Origin of the sequence: Neobacillus niacini, assembly GCF_023715785.1 — a bacterium.
GTDB classification, from domain to species: Bacteria; Bacillota; Bacilli; order Bacillales; family Cytobacillaceae; genus Neobacillus; species Neobacillus niacini_E.
In genome coordinates, this window is sequence record NZ_JAMBOX010000001.1 from 169,920 (window position 1) to 189,453 (window position 19,534).

The following is a 19,534-nucleotide window of genomic DNA, read 5'->3' on the forward strand; positions in this document are numbered from 1 at the left end:
GAGAGTAAGATATTTATTTTTTAATAGAACAATAGTATTATATATGGGATTAATAGATTTGTAACGAAAGGATGGAGAAATGAAATTATACCCAAAAATTGCCGCCATATTACTTGCAGGAATAGTTACGCTATTTTTCGTTAACATTCCAGTGTTTGCTACTAATTTGGCGCCAATAGGAGTTATGGATACACCAGGGAACGGGTCTACTGTGAAAGGACAGGTAGAGGTCAATGGTTGGCTTCTTGATGGAAGCGGTGTTGCTAAAGTAGAGATATTAGTGAATGGCAATGTGGCAGGTCAGGCAGCTTATGGTGCCCCAAGACCGGATGTCCAAAATGCCTATCCACAGTACAGCAACGGAAACGCCGGTTATCATTTTACCCTTGACACATCCAAATTTAACGATGGGACTCATACTGTTTCAGTCAAATCAACCTCAATAACCGGGCAGGTCACTACATTGCCTGGAAAGCAAGTTACATTTGCCAATGTCAAAGGCTATCTGGATAGCCCGAATCCCGGCGCAACCCTTACAGGTACTCACAACTTATCGGGTTGGTTATTAGATTCTGGCGGAGTGGCGAAAATTGAAGTATTGGTGGATGGCAACGTTGCAGGTCAGGCAGCATATGGTGCCCCAAGACCAGATGTCCAAAGGGCTTATCCGCAGTATAACAATGGGAACGCCGGCTTTCATTATGCACTTGACACCACCAAATTTAAGGATGGGACTCATACTATTGCCATTAGAGAAACATCCATGGGCGGCCGTGTTACTACATTGCCAGGAATCACGATCACGACATCAAATGTCAAAGGGATTCTCGACAATCCAGCTCCCGGCTCAACCCTCAATGGAACTCATCAACTATCAGGCTGGTTTTTAGATGCAAGTGGAGTGGCCAAGATTGAAGTGCTTGTGGATGGCAATGTGGACGGCCAGGCAGAATATGGCGGCTCCCGTCCGGATGTACAAAAGGCTTACCCTCAATATAACAATGGTAACTCCGGTTTTTATTATTCCCTTGACACTACTAAATACGGAGATGGCAGCCATACCATTGCTATTAGGGAAACAGGTGCGAATGGCATTGTAACAACATTGCGTGCAGTTACAGTATCATTCTCTAATATAAAGGGATATGTGGATCAGCCGTCATCCGGGGCCAACCTTAATGGAAAAAGCAATAAAGTTTCCGGCTGGTTCTTGGACGCAAGTGGTGTATCAAAGATTGAGGTGCTGGTGGATGGAGTTGTCGCTGGGGAAGCCGTTTATGGAGATGAACGGTCTGACGTAAAAAGTGCCCATCCGCAATTTAATAATGGAAATTCCGGCTTTCATTATCTTTTGGATACCACAAAGTTTAGCAATGGACCCCATTCCATTACGGTCAGAGAAACCGGAATGAATGGTCGAATGACTTCTTTACAAGATATAAAGGTTACCATTTCGAATGAAGTGAGAGGCTATTTGGATAGTCCTGTATCAAACTCCCGTGCAAAAGGGGTAACGAACGTAACAGGCTGGTTCTTGGATCCAAGCGGCGTTTCGAAAATTGAAGTATTGGTAGACGGACAGGTCGTAGGTGAAGCCGTTTATGGGGATGAACGGTCCGATGTAAAAAGAGCGTTTCCTGAATACGACAATGGAAATGCCGGCTTCCATTATTCTCTCGACACCACCCAATTTGCTGATGGCAAACATACGGTTACGATCAGGGCAACGGGTATGAATGGTCAAATAATCACCTTGCCAGAAAGTTCTGTTACGATTGAAAATTTTAAAGGTTATTTGGATAGTCCTGCTCCGAGTACAATCCTGAGAGAAAACATTAATGTTTCCGGCTGGCTACTGGATTTAGCTGGAGTGGAAAGCATTGAAATATTAGTGGACGGTGTAGTGGTAGGCCAAGCGGATTACGGGAAGGCAAGACCCGATGTTCTGAAAAAATATCCAGAATACAACAATGGAAACTCAGGTTTTCAGTATACACTTGACACCACCCAATTTCCGCAGGGTCGGCACATGCTGACAATTAGAGAAACAGCCAAAAATGGCCGTGTCATGACCTTGTCCGATATGACTGTCATCTTTAATCAAGCTAAAACTGTATTCTTAGACCCCGGACATGGCGGATCCGATCCTGGTGCCACATTCGGCAGCTACCACGAAGCGGACTTAAACCTGGCTGTTGCGAAAAAGGTTCAAGCACTATTGGTCAATCGAGGCTACACCGTTTATATGTCTCGCAATAATGATACGACGGTTGCATTACTAGATCGACCGAAAATGGCAAATGATTTAAAAGCAGATATTTTTGTCAGCATCCATACGAACTCAGGCCCAAGCTCGGCTTCGGGAATTGAGTCATACTTCTATAAGTATAATCCAGATTATCCTTCAACCATTAATGGAGATATGCATAATAATCCTGAAAGAATTGCTAATAGCATGAGATTGACAAGCTTAATTCAGGATAATATGGTCCAGTACACCGGTGCGGGGAATCGTGGAACGGATGGGGCTTCATTTGCAGTAATTCGTGAAAGTGCCATGCCTGCTACATTGCTAGAGATGGGTTTTATCAGCAATTCCACTGAACGGCAAAAATTATTTACCGATTCCTATCAAAATTCGTTGGCTAAGGCCATTGCTGATGGAATTGATGAGTACTTTAGAATCTATTAAATTATCTATTTTGTTATTTAAAGAAAAATGGATTTCAATAAAAACAGCCTTATTCCTCAAGGAGTAAGGCTGTTTTATTTTCACCTAAGCTTGCACTCTACGTCTCTTCATAAAGAATGTTACCCCAGCCGCTACAATCAGCAAGCCAAAGAACAAGTAGTTATAGGCATCTGTTCCTGTGTTTGGCAGCAGTTTGCCGGAAATAGTCTTTGGCGCTCCTTTGGCAGCATTGGTATCAGCAAATACGCCGTAAGTACTGAAGTGAGTGGCAGCAGCTGTAACCGTTCCTGCTGCAGCATCGTATTTGCTGTCGGCAAGGACTTCCCACTTCTTGGTTGTTTCATTATAATAGAATACTTTGACCTTGGACGGGTCGGTGCCTGCAACGTCTCTGGACGCGACTTTAAAGGTTAAGTTCACCTTTTCACCGCCAAAGTCATGGAGTGTTGTTGTACCGGCTTGAATGGCGAAGTCATAGACCGGGCCAATCGAGCCTTCCGCTGTCTTCTTCGTCATCGTAATCGTCACATTTTGACCATTTGCTTGCTGGGCGATTAATTTTAATAAAGCAGCTGGAAGTTCTGTTTGGACATCGCCTTTGTTCACTTGCAGCACGTTATTGTTTTGCGTTAACTGGTTTAATACATCTGCAGTAAGGGTAACCTTTAGTTCTACTTGGCGTTCCGCATCTTTAGGTGTTACCGCAAGGACAGCGCCTTTTTTCAATCCGGCAATATCCTTGGTTTCCACTTTCACGGACATTGATAGCTTGTTGACGTCGACAGTTGTATCCGGTTCTAAAACCTTTGTTCCCGGTAAAGACACATCCAGCTTAAATGATCCCCAAACACTGCCGTTTGCATCATTAAAGGTTTCCAGGAACTTAATGTCGGAAGACTGGGATGCAAAGGTTTTGGCCGCCTCATCCGGTGAAGACTGGAACTTAACTGCTACATTATTGTTAATTGGCGCGATTCTCCAGTTCATATCGGCAGACGGATTAATGGTTCCCTTTGATGAGATATAATCCATTAGGATTTGACGGTTTTCGTCAGGCGAATCCACAACAATTTTAGCGATACCGCCGACAAGGCCAGGGAAGTTTCCGCCGCCGCTTGCACGATAGTTATTTGTGACCACAACAAACTTTTGATTTAAATCAACTGGCTTGCCATCCGGCATCGTGAAATTGATAATCCGGCTTGCGTTGGCATTGATTAACTTACCGTTCAAATCATATTTTGCCGGCTTTGTGACATCGATCTCGTATTTGACCCCATCAATGACGTCGTAGTTAAACGTTTGGAAATTATAATCGATGAGCTCCTGCACATCTGTTTTATTCGGATCGATTTGGTTAAATTGTGCTGCTGACATTTCCAGCCAATCCTTAACTTGGGCACCGGTTAACTCGACTGCTTTCAAGGTATTTGGATAGAGATAGAGGTCATTGGCACTCTTGATTGATAAATCGCCAGCGGCAATATTGGTATAGTCGCTTGGTCCCTGACGTCCTGCTTTAAATGGTGCGCCTGCTGAAAGAACCGGTACGCCTTTATAGGCAGGAAGCTTTTCGGCAATCCATTTTTCCACATACTCTTTCTGGGCATTGTTTACAATTTGAATTGTAGGATCGTCTTGAACACGGGCAAAAAAGCTGTATAAAGGTGCAGATGTTACGCCAATTTTTCCACGCACGTAAGTAAGTGTTCCTTCATGGGCATCTTTTACCGCATTTACGATATCTTGATTCGTAGATACAACGGGTACCTTTACCTTATCTACTGTTTTAAAAATTGGACGGTTGGCAGATTCAGATTGGGTGACCTTCCATTTTCCATCGATTTTTTCTAAGGTAAGGTCCATAACACCCAAGTTATTTCCCCAGTACCCAGCCTCAAGTGCCGGGACATTATTGATGTGACCCTTGGCATTATCAATTCCGTTTTTCCCATTAAAGGAAACGTCACCAGGGAAGGTTAAATGGGCATGTCCGAACATGATGGCATCAATACCGGACACTTTACTTAAAGAATAAACTGCATTCTCAGCATCTTTTTGGCCATCAACGGCAATATCGCAGCCAGAGTGAGCGATGGCAACAATAACATCGGCACCTTCAGCCCGCATTTTCGGAATAAACTTATTAGCGGAATCGACAATATCCTCTACCGTTACTTTTCCGGTTAGGTTATCCTTGTCCCACTGCATAATTTGCGGCGGGGCAAAACCGATGACACCGACTTTAATAATCTGATCATTCCCGTTTTCATCTTTTACAGTCTTATTAATAATTTCATAGGGTTTAAAGTAGTTCTTCCCTGTATTTGCATCATAAATATTAGCGTTAACGACCTTGTAAGGGGCTTCTTGCAGAGCATTATTTAAGAAATCCAATCCATAGTTAAATTCGTGGTTTCCGACAATCCCCGCATCATAGTCTAATAGACTCATAGCCTTAAAAACTGGATGAATCTCGTCTGCACCCAACTTTTTGATCTTCGCTACATAGTCCGCAAGCGGATTTCCTTGGAGCAAGTCCCCTGCATCAAACAACATCGAGTTCTTTGCTTCCGTTCTAGCTGCATGAATAAGTTCCGCTGTTCTGGCAAGACCGTATTCAATCGTTGGCTTGTCTTGATAGTAATCATAATCCATTACGTTTGCATGCAAATCAGTCGTTTCCATCAAACGCAATTTTACTGCTGCTGAATCTGTTTCTCCCTCCGCACTGGCAATTGAACCAAATGGAGACAAGAAGGTACTGCACATCAGCGCTGTTACGGCAAGCTTGCTGACTAGGCCTGCTTTTTTCTTCATGTAGGATCACACCGTTCCTTTTATATTTTTTACAGACAAAATGTCATTGATTCATAACATATAATGTTGGTAACGCTTCCATATATTAGAGTGAAATGACGTTTTTTGACTGCTTTTCCATTATATAGTCAAAAATTCACGAATGAAAGAATTACTTTTAAAAAATTCCTATTTTATGAATCTTTTTTCATAAAAACAGCCTTACCCCCGAAGAGAGTAAGGCTGAACCTATTAAGCTTCTAATTTGCGTCTTCTAATAAAGATAGTAACGCCTGCTCCGATAATCAGGATTCCAAGTAATAAATAGTTATATGCATTCGTTGCTGTATTTGGAAGCGCATTGCCGCCTTTGGATGCATTCGGATTAGAACCTTTCGCATCAGTAGCCGGAGTTTGCTTTGTATCTGCTGCTTCCAGTACACCAAAGGTACTGAAGTGATCGGTAGTGGCGGTAATTTTGCCATCTTTATATTCGCCGCCGACCAATTCCCAAGCCTTCGTTTCTGGATTCCAATAGAATACTTTGACTTTATTTGGATCCTTCACTAATTTAGGGTCAACAGCGAAGGTCATGGTGACTTTTTCGTTAAACTTGTGATATCCAGTACCATTGGATTTGATTGAGAAATCATAGGCAACTAAAGCATCCTGTCGATTGTCTTTCTGCACTTTAATTTCTGTTTCACCATCAGGCAAAATAGATGCCGGAATTTTAAGATCTACCACTTCATTGGAAATCACTAAAGTTGCATTTGCTTCTTTAAGTTTCGCAATCGTTTCTGAAGACAATGATACAAAGATTGTATTGTTCTTCGCTGGAACTTTAACGATAACCGTAGCTCCATCTTTTAATTCTTTCAAATCATTTGGAGTGACTTCATACTTATTGCCATTCCCTGCCTCAGGAGTAACCACTACAACTTGAGGCTCTTCTTCACCTGGTGTAGGTTCTTCTTCACCCGGTAGTGTGTTAACATCCACGATTCTACCTTCAATCTTAGTTGGGATACCTTCACTACCGATATCTAGTAAATGATCACGGAAGTTTTCCCAATCGGAAAGACCTAAATCTGTTACACGGCCTTCTTCATAGGCTTTTGCGAATACACCATAGCCGTCTCCACCCTTAGCTGTAAAGGCGTTCGTTGCTACCGTGTACTTCACGTCGTCTTTAACTTCTACATACTTGCCATTTTCATTTAAATACGATACGGATACAATACGTTGTCCTGCTGGTTTCGTAGGATCAAATACTACTTTACCACCGGATACATGTAAGAAGCCGCCGTTTTCCGCTGGGTATTGACCAAGGGAGATTTCAAATGCCTCCTTCAACTCTGCACCAGTTACATCCATGGTAGCCAGCGTATTATTAAATGGAAGCACTGAAATTACTTCGCCAACAGTGATTGGTCCAGCATCGATTGCCGCACGGATACCACCGCCGTTTTGCAACGCCATAATGACATTTTTTCCAGTGAAGGATTTTGCTTTTTCAAGCATTCCGTCCGTAATCAAATTACCTAGGATTGTTTCGTTTTTACGTACACTTGGTTTTGAATTATCGCCATTTGTACGTGGGTTATCCAACGCAACTGGAGCATCTACTCCGATTTCCTCATTGGAAACTTTATCAACTTGTTCTTTAAATGGTTTTAAAACTTCAACAGCTTCCTGATCCTCGGCAATCTTGCTGTCGATAGGAATCAGTTTGCCGTCATGCTTAGTGATAACCCCATTTTTATTGAACACCACATTAAGCTCACCCAAGTTACTGTTCGAATTACCGGTTTGAACGATGACAGTAGGAGTTGCATCATTAGCTACAACAACAGGTTTTGACAGTGTGGTATGGCTATGTCCGCCAACAATGATGTCGATGCCTTCTACTTTCTCTGCAAGGACCAAGTCATTATCAACAGCTGCATTATCGTCATAACCAATATGAGTCAATGCGATGATTTTGTTAACACCTTTTGCTTCAAGAGCTTGTACGGCCTTTTGGGCTTCTGTTAAGTAGTTTTCAAATGCAATGGAACCTGGGCTTGAAATATCAGCTGTTTCTTCCGTTGTTAAACCGAAGATACCAACTTTTTCACCATTAAAAATCTTGACGATTCCATTGTAAATTGCACCATTTGCATAGGCAGACTCAATAGAATCATGGTAGATTCCCTCAAATTTAGAGTCTTTGGAGAAATCTACGTTTGCACTAACGAATGGGAAGTTAGCACCCTTGATAAAATCAACCAATTTCTGATGGCCATCTGCTGAAGAACCTAGATCGAATTCGTGGTTGCCGAGTGTCATTGCATCAATACCCATCAACTTCAACATAGCCAAATCTGCTGCACCCAGGAATTCATTGAAATACAAGGTTCCAGTGAATTGGTCACCAGCGTGAAGAAGAAGTGAGTTAGCATTTGCTGCCCTAATCTCTTTCACTTTTGTGATTGTCCGAGGCATGTCTTTCAAGTTAGAATGAACATCATTTGTATGCATAACAGTTAAGGTAAATACATCCACAATTCTTCCTTCAGTAGAAGTTGGAATGCCTTTGCTGCCAATGCTCACTAAATGATCTCGTAAGTTTTCCCAATCGGAAAGACCTAGGTCTGTTACACGACCTTCAGCATATGCTTTCGCAAATACGTCATAGCCGTCGCCGCCCTTTGCAGTAAAGGCGTTGGTTGCAACAGTGTAAGTCATATCGTCTTTCAATTCAACATATTGACCGTTTGCATCCAAGTACTTTACAGATACTACGCGTTTACCAGCTGGTTTCGTAGGATCAAATTCTACCTTACCACCAGCGATATGCAAGAAGCCGCCGTTTTCTGCTGGATATTGACCAACGGAAATTTCAAATGCCTTTTTCAGTTCAGCACCTGTTACATCCATAGTTGCCAGAGTGTTATTAAATGGAAGTACTGTGATAACTTCACCGACAGTAATTGGTCCCGCATCAATGGCTGCACGAATACCTCCGCCATTTTGCAATGCCATAATGACATTCTTACCAGTGAATGATTTTGCTTTTGCAAGCATGGCATCTGTAATCAGGTTACCAAGAATTGTTTCGCTTTTACGTACGCTTGGTTTCGTATTATCACCGTTTGTACGTGGGTTTTCTAATGCAACTGCAGTTGATACGCCGATTTCTTTTTTAGAAACAGTGTCAACTTGTGCTTTGAATGGTGCCAAAATCGCTTTTGCTTCGGTATCCTCGGCTTGGGAGCCGATTGGAATTAATTGGCCATTATGGGATGTTACCACACCATTTTTGTCAAACTCTACGTCCAATACGCCCAAACTATTATTCGAGTTACCAGTTTGGACGATGACGGTAGGAGTTGCATCCTTTGCCACTACAACTGGTTGTTTCAATTCTGTATGGCTGTGTCCACCTACAATAACGTCAATGCCTTCTACTTTTTCGGCAAGGAGTAAGTCGTTATCGATTGCTGCATTGTCATCATAGCCAATATGAGTTAAGGCAACAATTTTGTTAACACCTTTTGCTTCAAGAGCTTTAACTGCCTTTTCTGCCTCTGTCAGGTAGTTTTCAAACGCAATGGAGCCTGGGCTTGAAATATCTTTTGTTTCTTCTGTCGTTAACCCGAAGATTCCGACTTTCTCCCCATTTACTTCTTTAATGATTCCATTGTAGATTTGTCCATTCTTGTAGTTAGAAGTAAAGGAATCATTTAAAAGGCCATCGAATTTAGCATCTTTCGAGAAATCAACGTTTGCGCTAACAAATGGGAAGCTAGCTCCCTTAATAAAGTTAACCAATGCTTGATGGCCTTCTGTAGAAGAACCAAGGTCAAATTCATGGTTACCGAATGTCATCGCGTCAAATTTCATTAGGTTCATCAAGGCTAAGTCTGCTTGACCATGGAACTCATTGAAATACAAAGTTCCAGTAAATGCATCCCCTGCATGAAGCAACAGTGAACTAGGTTTTTCTTCTCTCACTTTTTTCACAGCTGTTACAGTCTTTGGCATGTTATCCAAGGCAGCATGGGTATCATTCATATGCATGATGGAGAGAGAGAAAGGTTCTTTTGCCGGTTTTGTCAGGTCAATTTGCGCAATTACCGGATCATGATCGCTTACACGTCCGTGCATTGGTGTAAATGGCGAGTTCAAGTGAACAATATCAATTTCGGAACGACCTGCCAAGTTGTTGCTGACAAGCATGTGATCAAGCACCTGAGAGTTTCCTTGATATGTGTAGGTAAATCTTTCTGGTGCCGGAACTTTTTCAATTAGGTTTGTTAATTCATTGCCTTTTAATGCTACTAACGGATTCGAAAATTCGAAGTCGTTCAAGTCACCCATGACCACGATGTTTGCATCCGCATTTTTGCTCTTTACATCTTTAATAAAGCTGTTGACTACTCCGGCAATCTTCATTCGCTGAACTTCACTGCCAAGAGTTGGCGGCTGAGTTTTACCGAAAATCGGAAGGTCTCCGCCCTTAGAGTTGAAGTGGTTGTTAATGACAATGACATCTTCGCCGTTAAAAGTAAACTCTGCAGCTAATGGCTTACGGCTTGATGAGAAAGCTGAATTTGTCGGATCAATTCTACCAGGGTTCAAGGTTAATGAACCATTCCGATAACCTACCGCTTCGGTTGAACCGCCTTTTGGTGCTCCTGATTTCAAGGAAACACGGTCAGGATTGTAAATATAGCCTACACGGATGTTACCGTTAGGAGCGCCACCATCCTGGTTGTTGACAGGCTCGATATCAGTCCATTTGTAGGTAGGGCCGCCTGCTGTTTTAATTGCATCGATTAAAGCCTGATAGTTTTGGTCAGCAGCTGTGCCACCTGCTGTTTCGCCGTTATTATCCTGAACTTCAACTAAGCCGACAATATCAGGCTTTTTCAGGTTGTTCACGATTGATTCAGCAATTTTGGCTGTTTTCGCTGCATCGGCCTTTGTATAGTTTTCCATATTGTAGGTAGCAACAGTCAATTTGTCGCTATCCTTGACAATATCGGTTACTTCCCGCTGATAGGCACTTTCGACCAATTTCGGAAGAGCATTTTTATCAGTCAGAAGTTTGTAGTTTTGGAACGTATAGGTGATGACACCTGTAACCGTTCCATCGTAGCGGTCCCCAGTTTTCACCTTGATTGTTTCATCTTTTGTTGTAAACAAGAGCGGAAGGCGTTCCGGGTTCATGTTGTCTTTCGTGATGGAGATTCCGCCTGGAGTTGTATATGGCTTGCCGTCCACTTTACCGGCGATAACCGGAACTTCGCCATAACGTTGCGGCGCGACTGCAGTAGGATTTTCAATCGCCACACGCATGCCTTCGATACTTTCCCAGAAATCAATTCCGTCTTCTTCTGGATCAAATTTGGCAAACTTATCGTTATCCACCACTTGAGTTGGTGGGTGGATATCTTTGCCGATGACAAGCGCTTTTGGCAACTCGTTGCCGCTTGAATGAACAGTAACGTTTCCGCCGGTTACATTTGCGTCAATTTCAGTCGTAGCAAGGTCTGTTTGCAGCATGTCACTGTAGCCTTCAAGCACCCATTCCTTTACCAGACCGGATACTGAGACAAGGTCGCCCACTTTCACACCGTGAGTCTTTTTGTAAACAAGGATACCTTCGGACGTATTCGGATTATTATCAGGATTTGGATCTTGAATATAGAAGTTGCTGGCATCCTTAACGAATGTAACAACTCCGACAACGCCTGTAACATCTTTCCCTTTGTATGGCGACTCGTGGCTTTCACCCTGAATGGCACTGATTTTGATGCCATCAGTCGGTGGTTCTGTCGGGTCTATTGGAGGGTCAACCGGTGGGTCAACAGGGCCACCTTCTCCATCCACAAAACTGATTGCACTAGGAGATTTTAACCCTGGTACTGAAAAATAGGCAGTTAGTGTTCCACTTACAAAAACGATTTTTCCTAGATTGGTTGGATTCGACTTAAGACCAAATTCCGCCCTAAAGTCACTAGTTATTTGAACAGGGAGAATCTTGGTTGGATCAGTTTCGTTTTGATTGTCTGCAATACCAAAATTAAAATCATCTGGATAATTAGAAGTAATATAATTTGTCCCTGATTTTGCATAACCAACTATATACCCCTTCACAGTAGCCGATCCCGAGTTGTTGGCAATCGCCTGCGCTACTGTTATGTAGTTCTCAGCCGCACTTGCATGATGGAGGTACGGTAACACGTAGCTTGCTAATAAAGTAAAAATAGTTGCTAAAATAAAGAGCTGTTTTTTAACGATCCTCAAACTCTACGCCTCCTAATTTCGAATGTTTATACCTTTGCTTGTGGGTAGTAAACAAACTAAATAGGCATCACCTCTATGGAGATTATTTTTTTCTAGGACCTTGGATGCGTTTCCAATGCATTTTAGACAGCCTGTTTTTCTATAAGGCAGCCTAGAAAAAGTAAAGTAAATCACTTACTATTTTAGTATATACTTCCCTTTCAATCTACAAGATTTAACAAAATTTACGAACAATTCATCCTTTTTTTACATCGGTAGTCTTTAATTACCCAAACTCATCATTTCTTGGGAAATAAATGGTTTTTTTGTCATCTTTTGTAGTAGAATAAAAGTAGTTCTATTTTCTATCGGAGGTGATGAGGATGCTGACTACAGCCCAGCAAAAAGTCAAGCAGGAACTTGAAGAGCTAAAGGCTAACGGCTGCTATCACCGTCATGATGAAGAAATTATTGTTGTTCCTCCTAAAACTAATTTTTCGGTGATTTTTACGGTAGTTGGGGTTGGTTTATTATTCTTAATCCTTGCAATAATCGTGATTATATATAGGGCGCCAAATCAAAAGGAATTGAATGAATACATAATAAAAGAGCAGGAGTATAACCAAGAAAGCATGAAACTTATGGTTGGGGCTTACGATGGAGCTGACCAAATAGATATAGGCAGGCTTAAACTCGCTAATGCTAATCACGCGGACCTGGTGCTGAATGTAAAAAAAATGCCGGTACCTACTGGATTAAAAGCGCATAAACAGGATTTTCTTAGGGTAATGGAGCAGCGTGCGGCGATTCTTACCATGATCACCGAGAGTAAAGCTGTAAATTATATTCAGCTAAATAAGTTACTGCTGGAGCTGGACATCAAACAGGAAATGGCGAAGGAGAGTTTGTTGAGGGAGTTTGACCGGGAAAAAGTGAAGTATAAGCTAAATGAGGATGGATCCGTTCAATATTGGATTAATCGGGAGTCCCACCAGTTTGGCTGGTAGGCTTGTTTTGCATTTGTAGGCATTTTATTTGGTCTACGTGACTGTGGCCATTCTATTAAAAGTTTGACAGGGCTTATAGGACGGGGCTATGTTACCGGGAGTACTCTTTTTCCAACCTGACGGGCTCATAGAAACCCTCTATGCTACCGCAAACACTCCTTTTCCAGCCTGACGGGCTCATAGAAACTCTTTATGCTACCGCGAACGCACTTTTTCCTCCTTGACGGGCTCATAAGAATAGGAGCGGCCTATGCCGCTCCCTTCTATTATTCCCCGATTTGCACAGCCCCCTCAACCTTCTCCACCTGAACCACCCTACGTTTTTGCTGAATTTTTTCTAAAAGAAATAGAATGCTATAAACAATTAGGATGCCAAAGGCAAACAGTTCGACGGCGTTATCGATATAATACCAGGACAATGTGGCCATGATGTCGTACAACGAGTGGACAAGGACGGTCAGCCACAGGTTGCGCGTCCATAACAGAATCAGCCCAAACAGAAGGCCCATGTTGGCAAAGGTGACAATGGCGCCGATTCGTACCGGCCATGATTGCTCGCTGTCCAATGTATGGTCAACCCCAAAGAGAATCGATGTGAAGAACAAGGCGGCCATCACAAAGATGTCCCTTCGGCCGCTCTCCCACCGCCCGCGGAATAGCCTTTTGCAGACGACGAGGAACAGGACGATATAGGCGAGGCGCCACACTTCCTCAAGCCCGGCCATCGCATCGAGGTAGATATCCGAGCCAATCGTATCAACCCTGTCAATAAAGGACCAAACCGCCGATTCTTCAGGATCCGGAGCCTTCGCCGTTTCATCCTCATACGTCTGCATCTCGGTGTAGTCTTCGACATACTCCCCATAATCATCACTAAAATCGTTGTATATCACGCTTGAATAAATGTTAATACTCGCACTTCCAAAAAAGAAAATCAGGAAAGCGCCTGTGAACTGTAGCGTCAGCTGCCGCTTTGTCTTTGGACGTACCACACTGCTCCAAAGCCGGCGGTGCAGCTTGATTCCGACAAAAATCGAGGCGACCATGACAGCATCATAGAGGGTGCTTGCCAGGGAACTGAAGCGGGTTAAGTAGAGCAGTATTTCGGCTCCAATGGTTACGACCAAAAGCGCTGCCAGCAGCTTTTTCGATATAGAACTTGTTAAATTATTCGTCATTAAACGTCATTCCCCGCTTTAGTAGTATGGTCGACGGATTTCGCGTTACCGGCTAAAAGTCACAGTCAGTATCCCAAACCCGTTTAACACAATCAGGAATAATAAACAGGCAATCGCCCACTTCCAGATTCTTTTCACAAGGCTATCCCCATTTCATTAACAGACTCAATTTTAATAGTAATAATTTAACATATTCACAGGTAAATAGCATCCAAATATTGTTTCCAACTTTGCATCAAAAACTACCCCCACCACATCGTTTAAAATAGTATTTTCTCGGCGAAACTGACATATGTTAGTACAAGCAGTCGATGTGAATTTATTTTGTATAAAAGGGGCTCGGAAAATGAGGCGTTTGTTGTCTATTATTCTTGTTGTTGCGGTGATATTTATCTTGGCAGCGACCAATCCTGAACGGTCGGAGTACATCGAGTGGATTAATCATAAAACGATGGATCAATCGTCCAACTTTTTTGAAAAGGGATTCCTTTCCGTTGCGGGGAAGACCATTTTTGATGCAGGTACAAGCCGTAAAGATTATTTTTTATTTTCCGTTTACAAAACCGACTTTTCAGAAGTGGGGTTGGGAAAAATAACGTCGATCGGGATCTTTAATCAATTTATTGCACTGCCCTCTTCAAAGGAATAACGAAGGCCAGTCCGATAAGACTGGCCTTCGAATTTTATTCTACTTTTTCCACCTGAAATACCGGTACCTCAATAGGTTCACCATAGGAATCGGTAATCGTCTGATAACTGTTAAAAACGCCAATCACAGTGTAACGATTGTAGTTCGTGATATTCGTCAGTTGGCCTTTTAACAATAGATATTGAGATTCATATTTTCTGGTGGTGAAATTATAGGTTTCCGATAGTTTTATTAATGGGCCATCAGCAGTTTGCGTAGCACTATAGGTCGTAAATCGAACCTTTTGACCATAATAATTTTTGATATCCTTTGCAGAAATATCAATATAATCCACCTTGATTTTTGAAAACTGGAATCCGCCGCTGTAGCCCCGTTCATAATAGGCGAACTCCCCTGCTCCTTGTCCAACAGGGTTCTCGAGCAAAATAGATTCCTTGGACTCAATTGTCAACGAATCCGCTTCTACATCCAAAATTTTAGAAACAGAATTGTTTACTACTTCATACGCCATATATCGGTGCTTTCGGGACGATGACTTTGCGTCAATGAATAGAACCGGAACATCAGTCAAACTAAGGGAACCTTGGAAATCAAGCTTGTTAACCGTTAAAGTCTCCCCAAAGTTGCCGCCCGTCGTGACAGACATCTCTTCTTCACCGTTCAACTTGCCGAAATAAATGAGGCCTTCCTTGGAAATGGCCGCGACCGCGCTGTCTGCCCCCCACTTATTTCGTGCATTGACGAAATGAGGGAATTCCTTATCCGGATACAGACGCTTCAGCACGCGAATCGGCTCAAATTTATCCCAGGCCAAGTTGGCGCTCTTAATTAACTGTTCTGTATCTTCAAGCGGTCTTAAAGCTTCATAGAGAGAAATAGCTTCTTCATATTTATTTCCCACGGTAAGCTTGTCTGCTTGGTTCAGTAACTCATTCTTCCTCTTTTCAATCCAAGGGAAAACTTGGGAATCAGCCATCTCCGAAGACAGATCTTTCACTGTTTTGGCTTTTTCAGCAAATAGAGCGTATTCCTTCTTGTCAAAATCCTCCGTCATCACCTTTATTAAATGGGTTTCGAGCGCAGTCTTTAGCCATAAGGAATCAATGGAAAACTGCTTTAACATGCTGAATTGCCGATTTCCCTCATCAACAAGTTGGAAGACCCCGTCGTTCTCGGTGATCATCGCTTTGATTATTCCAGAATAATATTTTTGGAATTCACTTTTAATCAGCTCTGTCTTTTTAGAATCTCCCCCGTAGTACTCAGACGGAATCAAATTCAAATCTTTATGAATCTGTTCCTCCTTCTCATCATTGCGAAGGCTGGAGGTCAGTTTGGCAAGCTCGGCTTTTTTAATTGCTGAAAAATAGGTGTTCAAATCCTTATCAAGCTTTGTCAAAGTGAGCATTTCTTCGTACATGTCTTTTTGAACAGCGGTGCCGCCCACCCATTTTTCTAGATGCTCCTGCCAGCTGTTATATGTATCGGCCAATCGGGGCAAATCCTTCTCGTTATAATAATCACCCGCTTTTTTATCCAACTCTTCCATCGTTTCGCGAATCGGCGACAGGACCCCGAGGATCTGATTAATTTCCTTGTTATGGTCGGAAATGACAACATTCAGCTTGGCGGCGCGGAACTTCTTTTCAGCAGCCACTAAATCTCCGGAACGGTACAATTTCATTGCTTCCTCATAAGTAGCGATTTTCTCGTGGGCCAACATAATTTTTCCGCCTACAAGCACAAGTAAAAACATAAGCACCAATAGGAAAAAATTGCGCGACATATTAACTTTGCGATAAACGGTCAGTTTAAACATATGCAGTAGTCCTTTCTACGAAACAAACCGCTTAAAATCGGGATCGTAATTGTATTTTGCGGCTACCAGCCCTCTGGTTTTCAGGCCGAGGCTGCCCCAATTTTCCTCCGGATTGGAATGAATAATGCTGCAGAGCCTAAGCAGCCGCTCCTTTGGAAAATATTCAAGAAATTCCTCAATAAAATCGGCAAATTCAATAATGTAGAGCTTCATCCTTAACGCCGTGCCGGCAACAGAAATCAGTGTTTCCATTCCAAAATCCGTGACAATCGAAGCGCGATGCTGAATGAAGTAAGCGATCGACTTTTTCGTCATCAGCGTACGGTTTAGTTTGATTGCTTCGAGCGCATATTCTACAAAATCCCGATCGTAGCTTGTCGGAACAAGGGTTTCGAGCTCTAGCTCCATGTCGCTCCGGAGAATAATGTGATTCAGAAGCTTAACACTGCGATTTTTCACCTTGTCATTTTCAATAAAATCTGAGATTTCGCGAAGCTTTTCATAGGCAGAAGCAAGTCGGCCTTCTTCTGCATCGTCTTTTGCCAGATTACTGTCAAAACCGATTCCGTCTTTAATTCTTTTAAAATCGCTGCGAAGCAGTTTTCTGAGTTGAATAAAATATTCACTTTTCATAAAGATAGAGGTGATAAGACAATAGCTGAGGCAAAAGACTAACCCCGCAATAAGGGAATAGTACATCGATTTCATAGTCGGGGCGAACACAATTCCCAGGCTGACGAAGATTAAAATCCAGATGGCTTCGGTAAACAATTTATTTTTAAAAATGGTTTTTACCAGACTTTCCACGCCAATCCATTCTGTGCCGCAGGTTGGACAGCTCTCATCCGCAAGGACGGAATAGCGGTTGCATTTTTTGCACATTTTGAGCTTTTGGAAATGATATTGGGTCCGCTTTTTCTTTGTCAGCTGGACTGCTTGTTTAGCCAATGGAATCACCTTCATTTAGTTTGATTGCCAGTTCTTCATCTATCCCTTGAAAGTCGTCGCCAAGCCTTTTATTTTTCATTAATTTATAGAGTTTCCAAATTAAAATCAGTCCCAGTAAGCAGGTAAATACTGTGATATACATCTTGCTTCCCCTTTTTGCATGATTTGATTTTAGTAATTTTCGCCTATGAAACAACATGTTTTTCCATAAAATCCATTAAATTAAATTATAATAGGAAAATTTTGATATTAAAAGAAATATATTTAGGAATATACTAGGAGCAGTGGTAAAATATTAGTAAGTATATTGAAAATATTGTCATCATTTCAAGAAATTTGCCGGTGGGGGTTCGACACGAATGTTTAAAAAATGGATAAGCAGTTTAATAGTATTCCTTTTCCTTTCTTCGACTTTTTTCTCAGTCGCTACATATGCCAAAAGTCCCTCAAACACCACTTCCCGAATTGAAGGGATGCTGGTCGTAGACGTCAGCAACTCGATGAAGAGCAGCGACCCTAACAATATCAGCTATGAAGCGATGAAAATGTTCATTGATATGGCGTCACTAAAGGGCGACAAAATTGGCGCGATTGCCTATTCTGACCATGTCATGCGGGAAAAAGCACTTGTCAAAATTAATTCGGAACAGGATAAAAAAGCTTTAAAGGAATTCATCGATACACTAAATACATATATGTATACCGATATCTCAGCCGGGGTTAAAGAAGCGGTTACAGTGCTCGACAGCAGTCATGAACAAGGCTACTTTCCATTGATTGTCCTCCTCGCTGACGGGAACAATGAACTAGACCCAAATAAATCCAGAACGCCAGAGCAGGCCGAAGAGGATTTAAACAAGGCCGTTGCAGCTGCCAAGGAAAAAGGCTACCCGATCTATACAATCGGCCTAAACGCGAATGGCAAATTAAACAAGGACGCCCTGACAAACGTTGCCTCCAGCACCAACGGAAAATTTTTCGAGGCAACCTCGCCGGACCAGCTTCCTGACATCCTCAGTGAAATATTTGCGAACCATCTTAAATTAAAAATTGTGCCAGTAAACGAATTAATCGGAAACGGGGATTTTCAGGATGTCAAAATCAACGTGCCCAACGAAAATGTCCTGGAAGCCAATATTTCCTTGATTTCCAGCCAGCCTGTGGAGGTAAAGCTGGTCGATCCGTCCGGCAAGGAAGTGGCGATCCCTTCCGACCAGGTCCTGCTTTCAACATCAAGGACCTATACATTGGTAAAGCTTCTCAAACCCGTTCAGGGTGATTGGACGCTCAAGGTAAAAGGGGTTCCCCAGGATAAAATTGATATCAATCTCGTCTTCAACTATGATTTGCAGCTTAAACTGGCACCGCTTGCCAAGCAAAGCTACAAAGCTGGGGAAACGGTCAAGATTGATGCGTTCTTTGAAGATAACGGTACCGCAATTGCAGATAAAACCATCTATAATTCTATGAAAGCGACCTTGTTTATCAAGGATCTTGATACAGGAAAAACGGAGGAAGCCCCCCTTACGGCGGGCGATAAAGGGTTCTCTGGAGAGTTCAAGCTTGGAAAAGCGTCCGGCTATGAAGTGAAGGTAAAAGCGGAGGATAGCAGCTTCTTCCGTGAGACAGATCCGCAAAAAATCACGGTTCAAAAGGCAGCTGCTGCGCCTGCGGTCAAACAAAAGCAGGCCGATGAAAAACCATTTCCTTGGCTCTATGTAGTGGGCGGAGTCATTGGCGCCCTAATCCTGGGGGCACTTATTTACTTGCTGTTAAAATACTTGGCTCAGCAAAACAAAGGCTTCAGCGGTCAATTCGTCGTTGAAGTAAGGGATGAAGATACCGGTGAGCGGAGTAACCCGCAGTACAAGAAGCTAAAAGGCTTTAAAGGAAAGTTCCAGCTGCATCAGCTGCTATCGCTATCGCCTGAATTTGCCGAAACGGGGCAAATCATTTTTAAACCGGGTGCAGGTGACTCGCTCATTATCATCAATCATTCCAATTGCACGATCGAAAAGGGCGGCCGGGCCATTGATGCCAAAAAGGGTCAGCCAATCAAACGCAATGACCGCCTGCGCATCGTGTTAAAACAGGTGAATAAATCGGTTTATCTGGAATATATCAGCTAAGTAGGGAATCGGTGCTTCGTCACCATAAAAAGGAATC

10 protein-coding genes are annotated in these 19,534 nt (G+C 42.6%); 4 read left to right on the forward strand and 6 right to left on the reverse strand.

The features are described from left to right. Positions 1-79: 79 nt before the first annotated feature. Positions 80-2,692 (forward strand): Ig-like domain-containing protein, encoded by a 2,613-nt coding sequence (locus M3234_RS00910; RefSeq protein ID WP_262302875.1) that lies wholly within the window; start codon positions 80-82, stop codon positions 2,690-2,692. A gap of 84 nt (positions 2,693-2,776) precedes the next feature. On the opposite strand, the gene M3234_RS00915 is transcribed toward M3234_RS00910, so the two are convergent. After that, complete coding sequence (locus M3234_RS00915) at positions 2,777-5,512, reverse strand: bifunctional 2',3'-cyclic-nucleotide 2'-phosphodiesterase/3'-nucleotidase (RefSeq protein ID WP_262302876.1); 2,736 nt, start codon at positions 5,510-5,512, stop codon at positions 2,777-2,779. A 231-nt stretch (positions 5,513-5,743) separates the two neighbouring features. Then, on the reverse strand, positions 5,744-11,788 hold the full coding sequence (locus M3234_RS00920; RefSeq protein WP_262302877.1) for a 5'-nucleotidase C-terminal domain-containing protein: 6,045 nt from the start codon (positions 11,786-11,788) through the stop codon (positions 5,744-5,746). 362 nt (positions 11,789-12,150) lie between these two features. Between M3234_RS00920 and M3234_RS00925 the strand changes: the two genes are divergently transcribed. Further along, a complete protein-coding gene (locus M3234_RS00925; RefSeq protein ID WP_262302878.1) occupies positions 12,151-12,774 on the forward strand; it encodes a hypothetical protein in 624 nt (207 codons plus the stop codon). A 266-nt stretch (positions 12,775-13,040) separates the two neighbouring features. On the opposite strand, the gene M3234_RS00930 is transcribed toward M3234_RS00925, so the two are convergent. Next, positions 13,041-13,952, reverse strand: a complete 912-nt coding sequence (locus M3234_RS00930; RefSeq protein ID WP_262302879.1) for a CPBP family intramembrane glutamic endopeptidase — start codon at positions 13,950-13,952, stop codon at positions 13,041-13,043. Between the two features lie 346 nt (positions 13,953-14,298). Here M3234_RS00930 and M3234_RS00935 point away from each other — a divergent pair, with 346 nt between their 5' ends. Continuing rightward, entirely contained in the window at positions 14,299-14,601 is a 303-nt protein-coding gene (locus M3234_RS00935) for a DUF4359 domain-containing protein (protein ID WP_262302880.1), read from the forward strand. Positions 14,602-14,635: 34 nt separating this feature from the next. Here the strand turns inward: M3234_RS00935 and M3234_RS00940 are convergent, their stop codons facing one another. From M3234_RS00940 to M3234_RS00950, 3 genes are read right to left on the reverse strand one after another with little or no spacing between them, the layout of a single operon-like run. Next, positions 14,636-16,420, reverse strand: a complete 1,785-nt coding sequence (locus M3234_RS00940; RefSeq protein ID WP_262302881.1) for a hypothetical protein — start codon at positions 16,418-16,420, stop codon at positions 14,636-14,638. Positions 16,421-16,435: 15 nt separating this feature from the next. Next, entirely contained in the window at positions 16,436-17,368 is a 933-nt protein-coding gene (locus M3234_RS00945; RefSeq protein ID WP_262302882.1) for a hypothetical protein, read from the reverse strand. After that, a complete protein-coding gene (locus tag M3234_RS00950) occupies positions 17,361-17,510 on the reverse strand; it encodes a hypothetical protein (protein WP_262302883.1) in 150 nt (49 codons plus the stop codon). Before M3234_RS00950 ends, M3234_RS00945 begins: the two co-directional genes overlap by 8 nt. A gap of 217 nt (positions 17,511-17,727) precedes the next feature. Between M3234_RS00950 and M3234_RS00955 the strand changes: the two genes are divergently transcribed. Then, entirely contained in the window at positions 17,728-19,497 is a 1,770-nt protein-coding gene (locus tag M3234_RS00955) for a VWA domain-containing protein (protein WP_262302884.1), read from the forward strand. Positions 19,498-19,534 lie beyond the last annotated feature (37 nt).

Bases quoted from the DNA above. Each gene is read 5' to 3' on its own strand.
- M3234_RS00935 (WP_262302880.1), top strand. From the start codon at position 14,299: ATGAGGCGTTTGTTGTCTATTATTCTTGTTGTTGCGGTGATATTTATC.
- M3234_RS00930 (WP_262302879.1), bottom strand. From the start codon at position 13,952: ATGACGAATAATTTAACAAGTTCTATATCGAAAAAGCTGCTGGCAGCG.
- M3234_RS00950 (WP_262302883.1), bottom strand. From the start codon at position 17,510: ATGTATATCACAGTATTTACCTGCTTACTGGGACTGATTTTAATTTGG.
- M3234_RS00940 (WP_262302881.1), bottom strand. From the start codon at position 16,420: ATGTTTAAACTGACCGTTTATCGCAAAGTTAATATGTCGCGCAATTTT.
- M3234_RS00925 (WP_262302878.1), top strand. From the start codon at position 12,151: ATGCTGACTACAGCCCAGCAAAAAGTCAAGCAGGAACTTGAAGAGCTA.
- M3234_RS00910 (WP_262302875.1), top strand. From the start codon at position 80: ATGAAATTATACCCAAAAATTGCCGCCATATTACTTGCAGGAATAGTT.
- M3234_RS00915 (WP_262302876.1), bottom strand. From the start codon at position 5,512: ATGAAGAAAAAAGCAGGCCTAGTCAGCAAGCTTGCCGTAACAGCGCTG.
- M3234_RS00955 (WP_262302884.1), top strand. From the start codon at position 17,728: ATGTTTAAAAAATGGATAAGCAGTTTAATAGTATTCCTTTTCCTTTCT.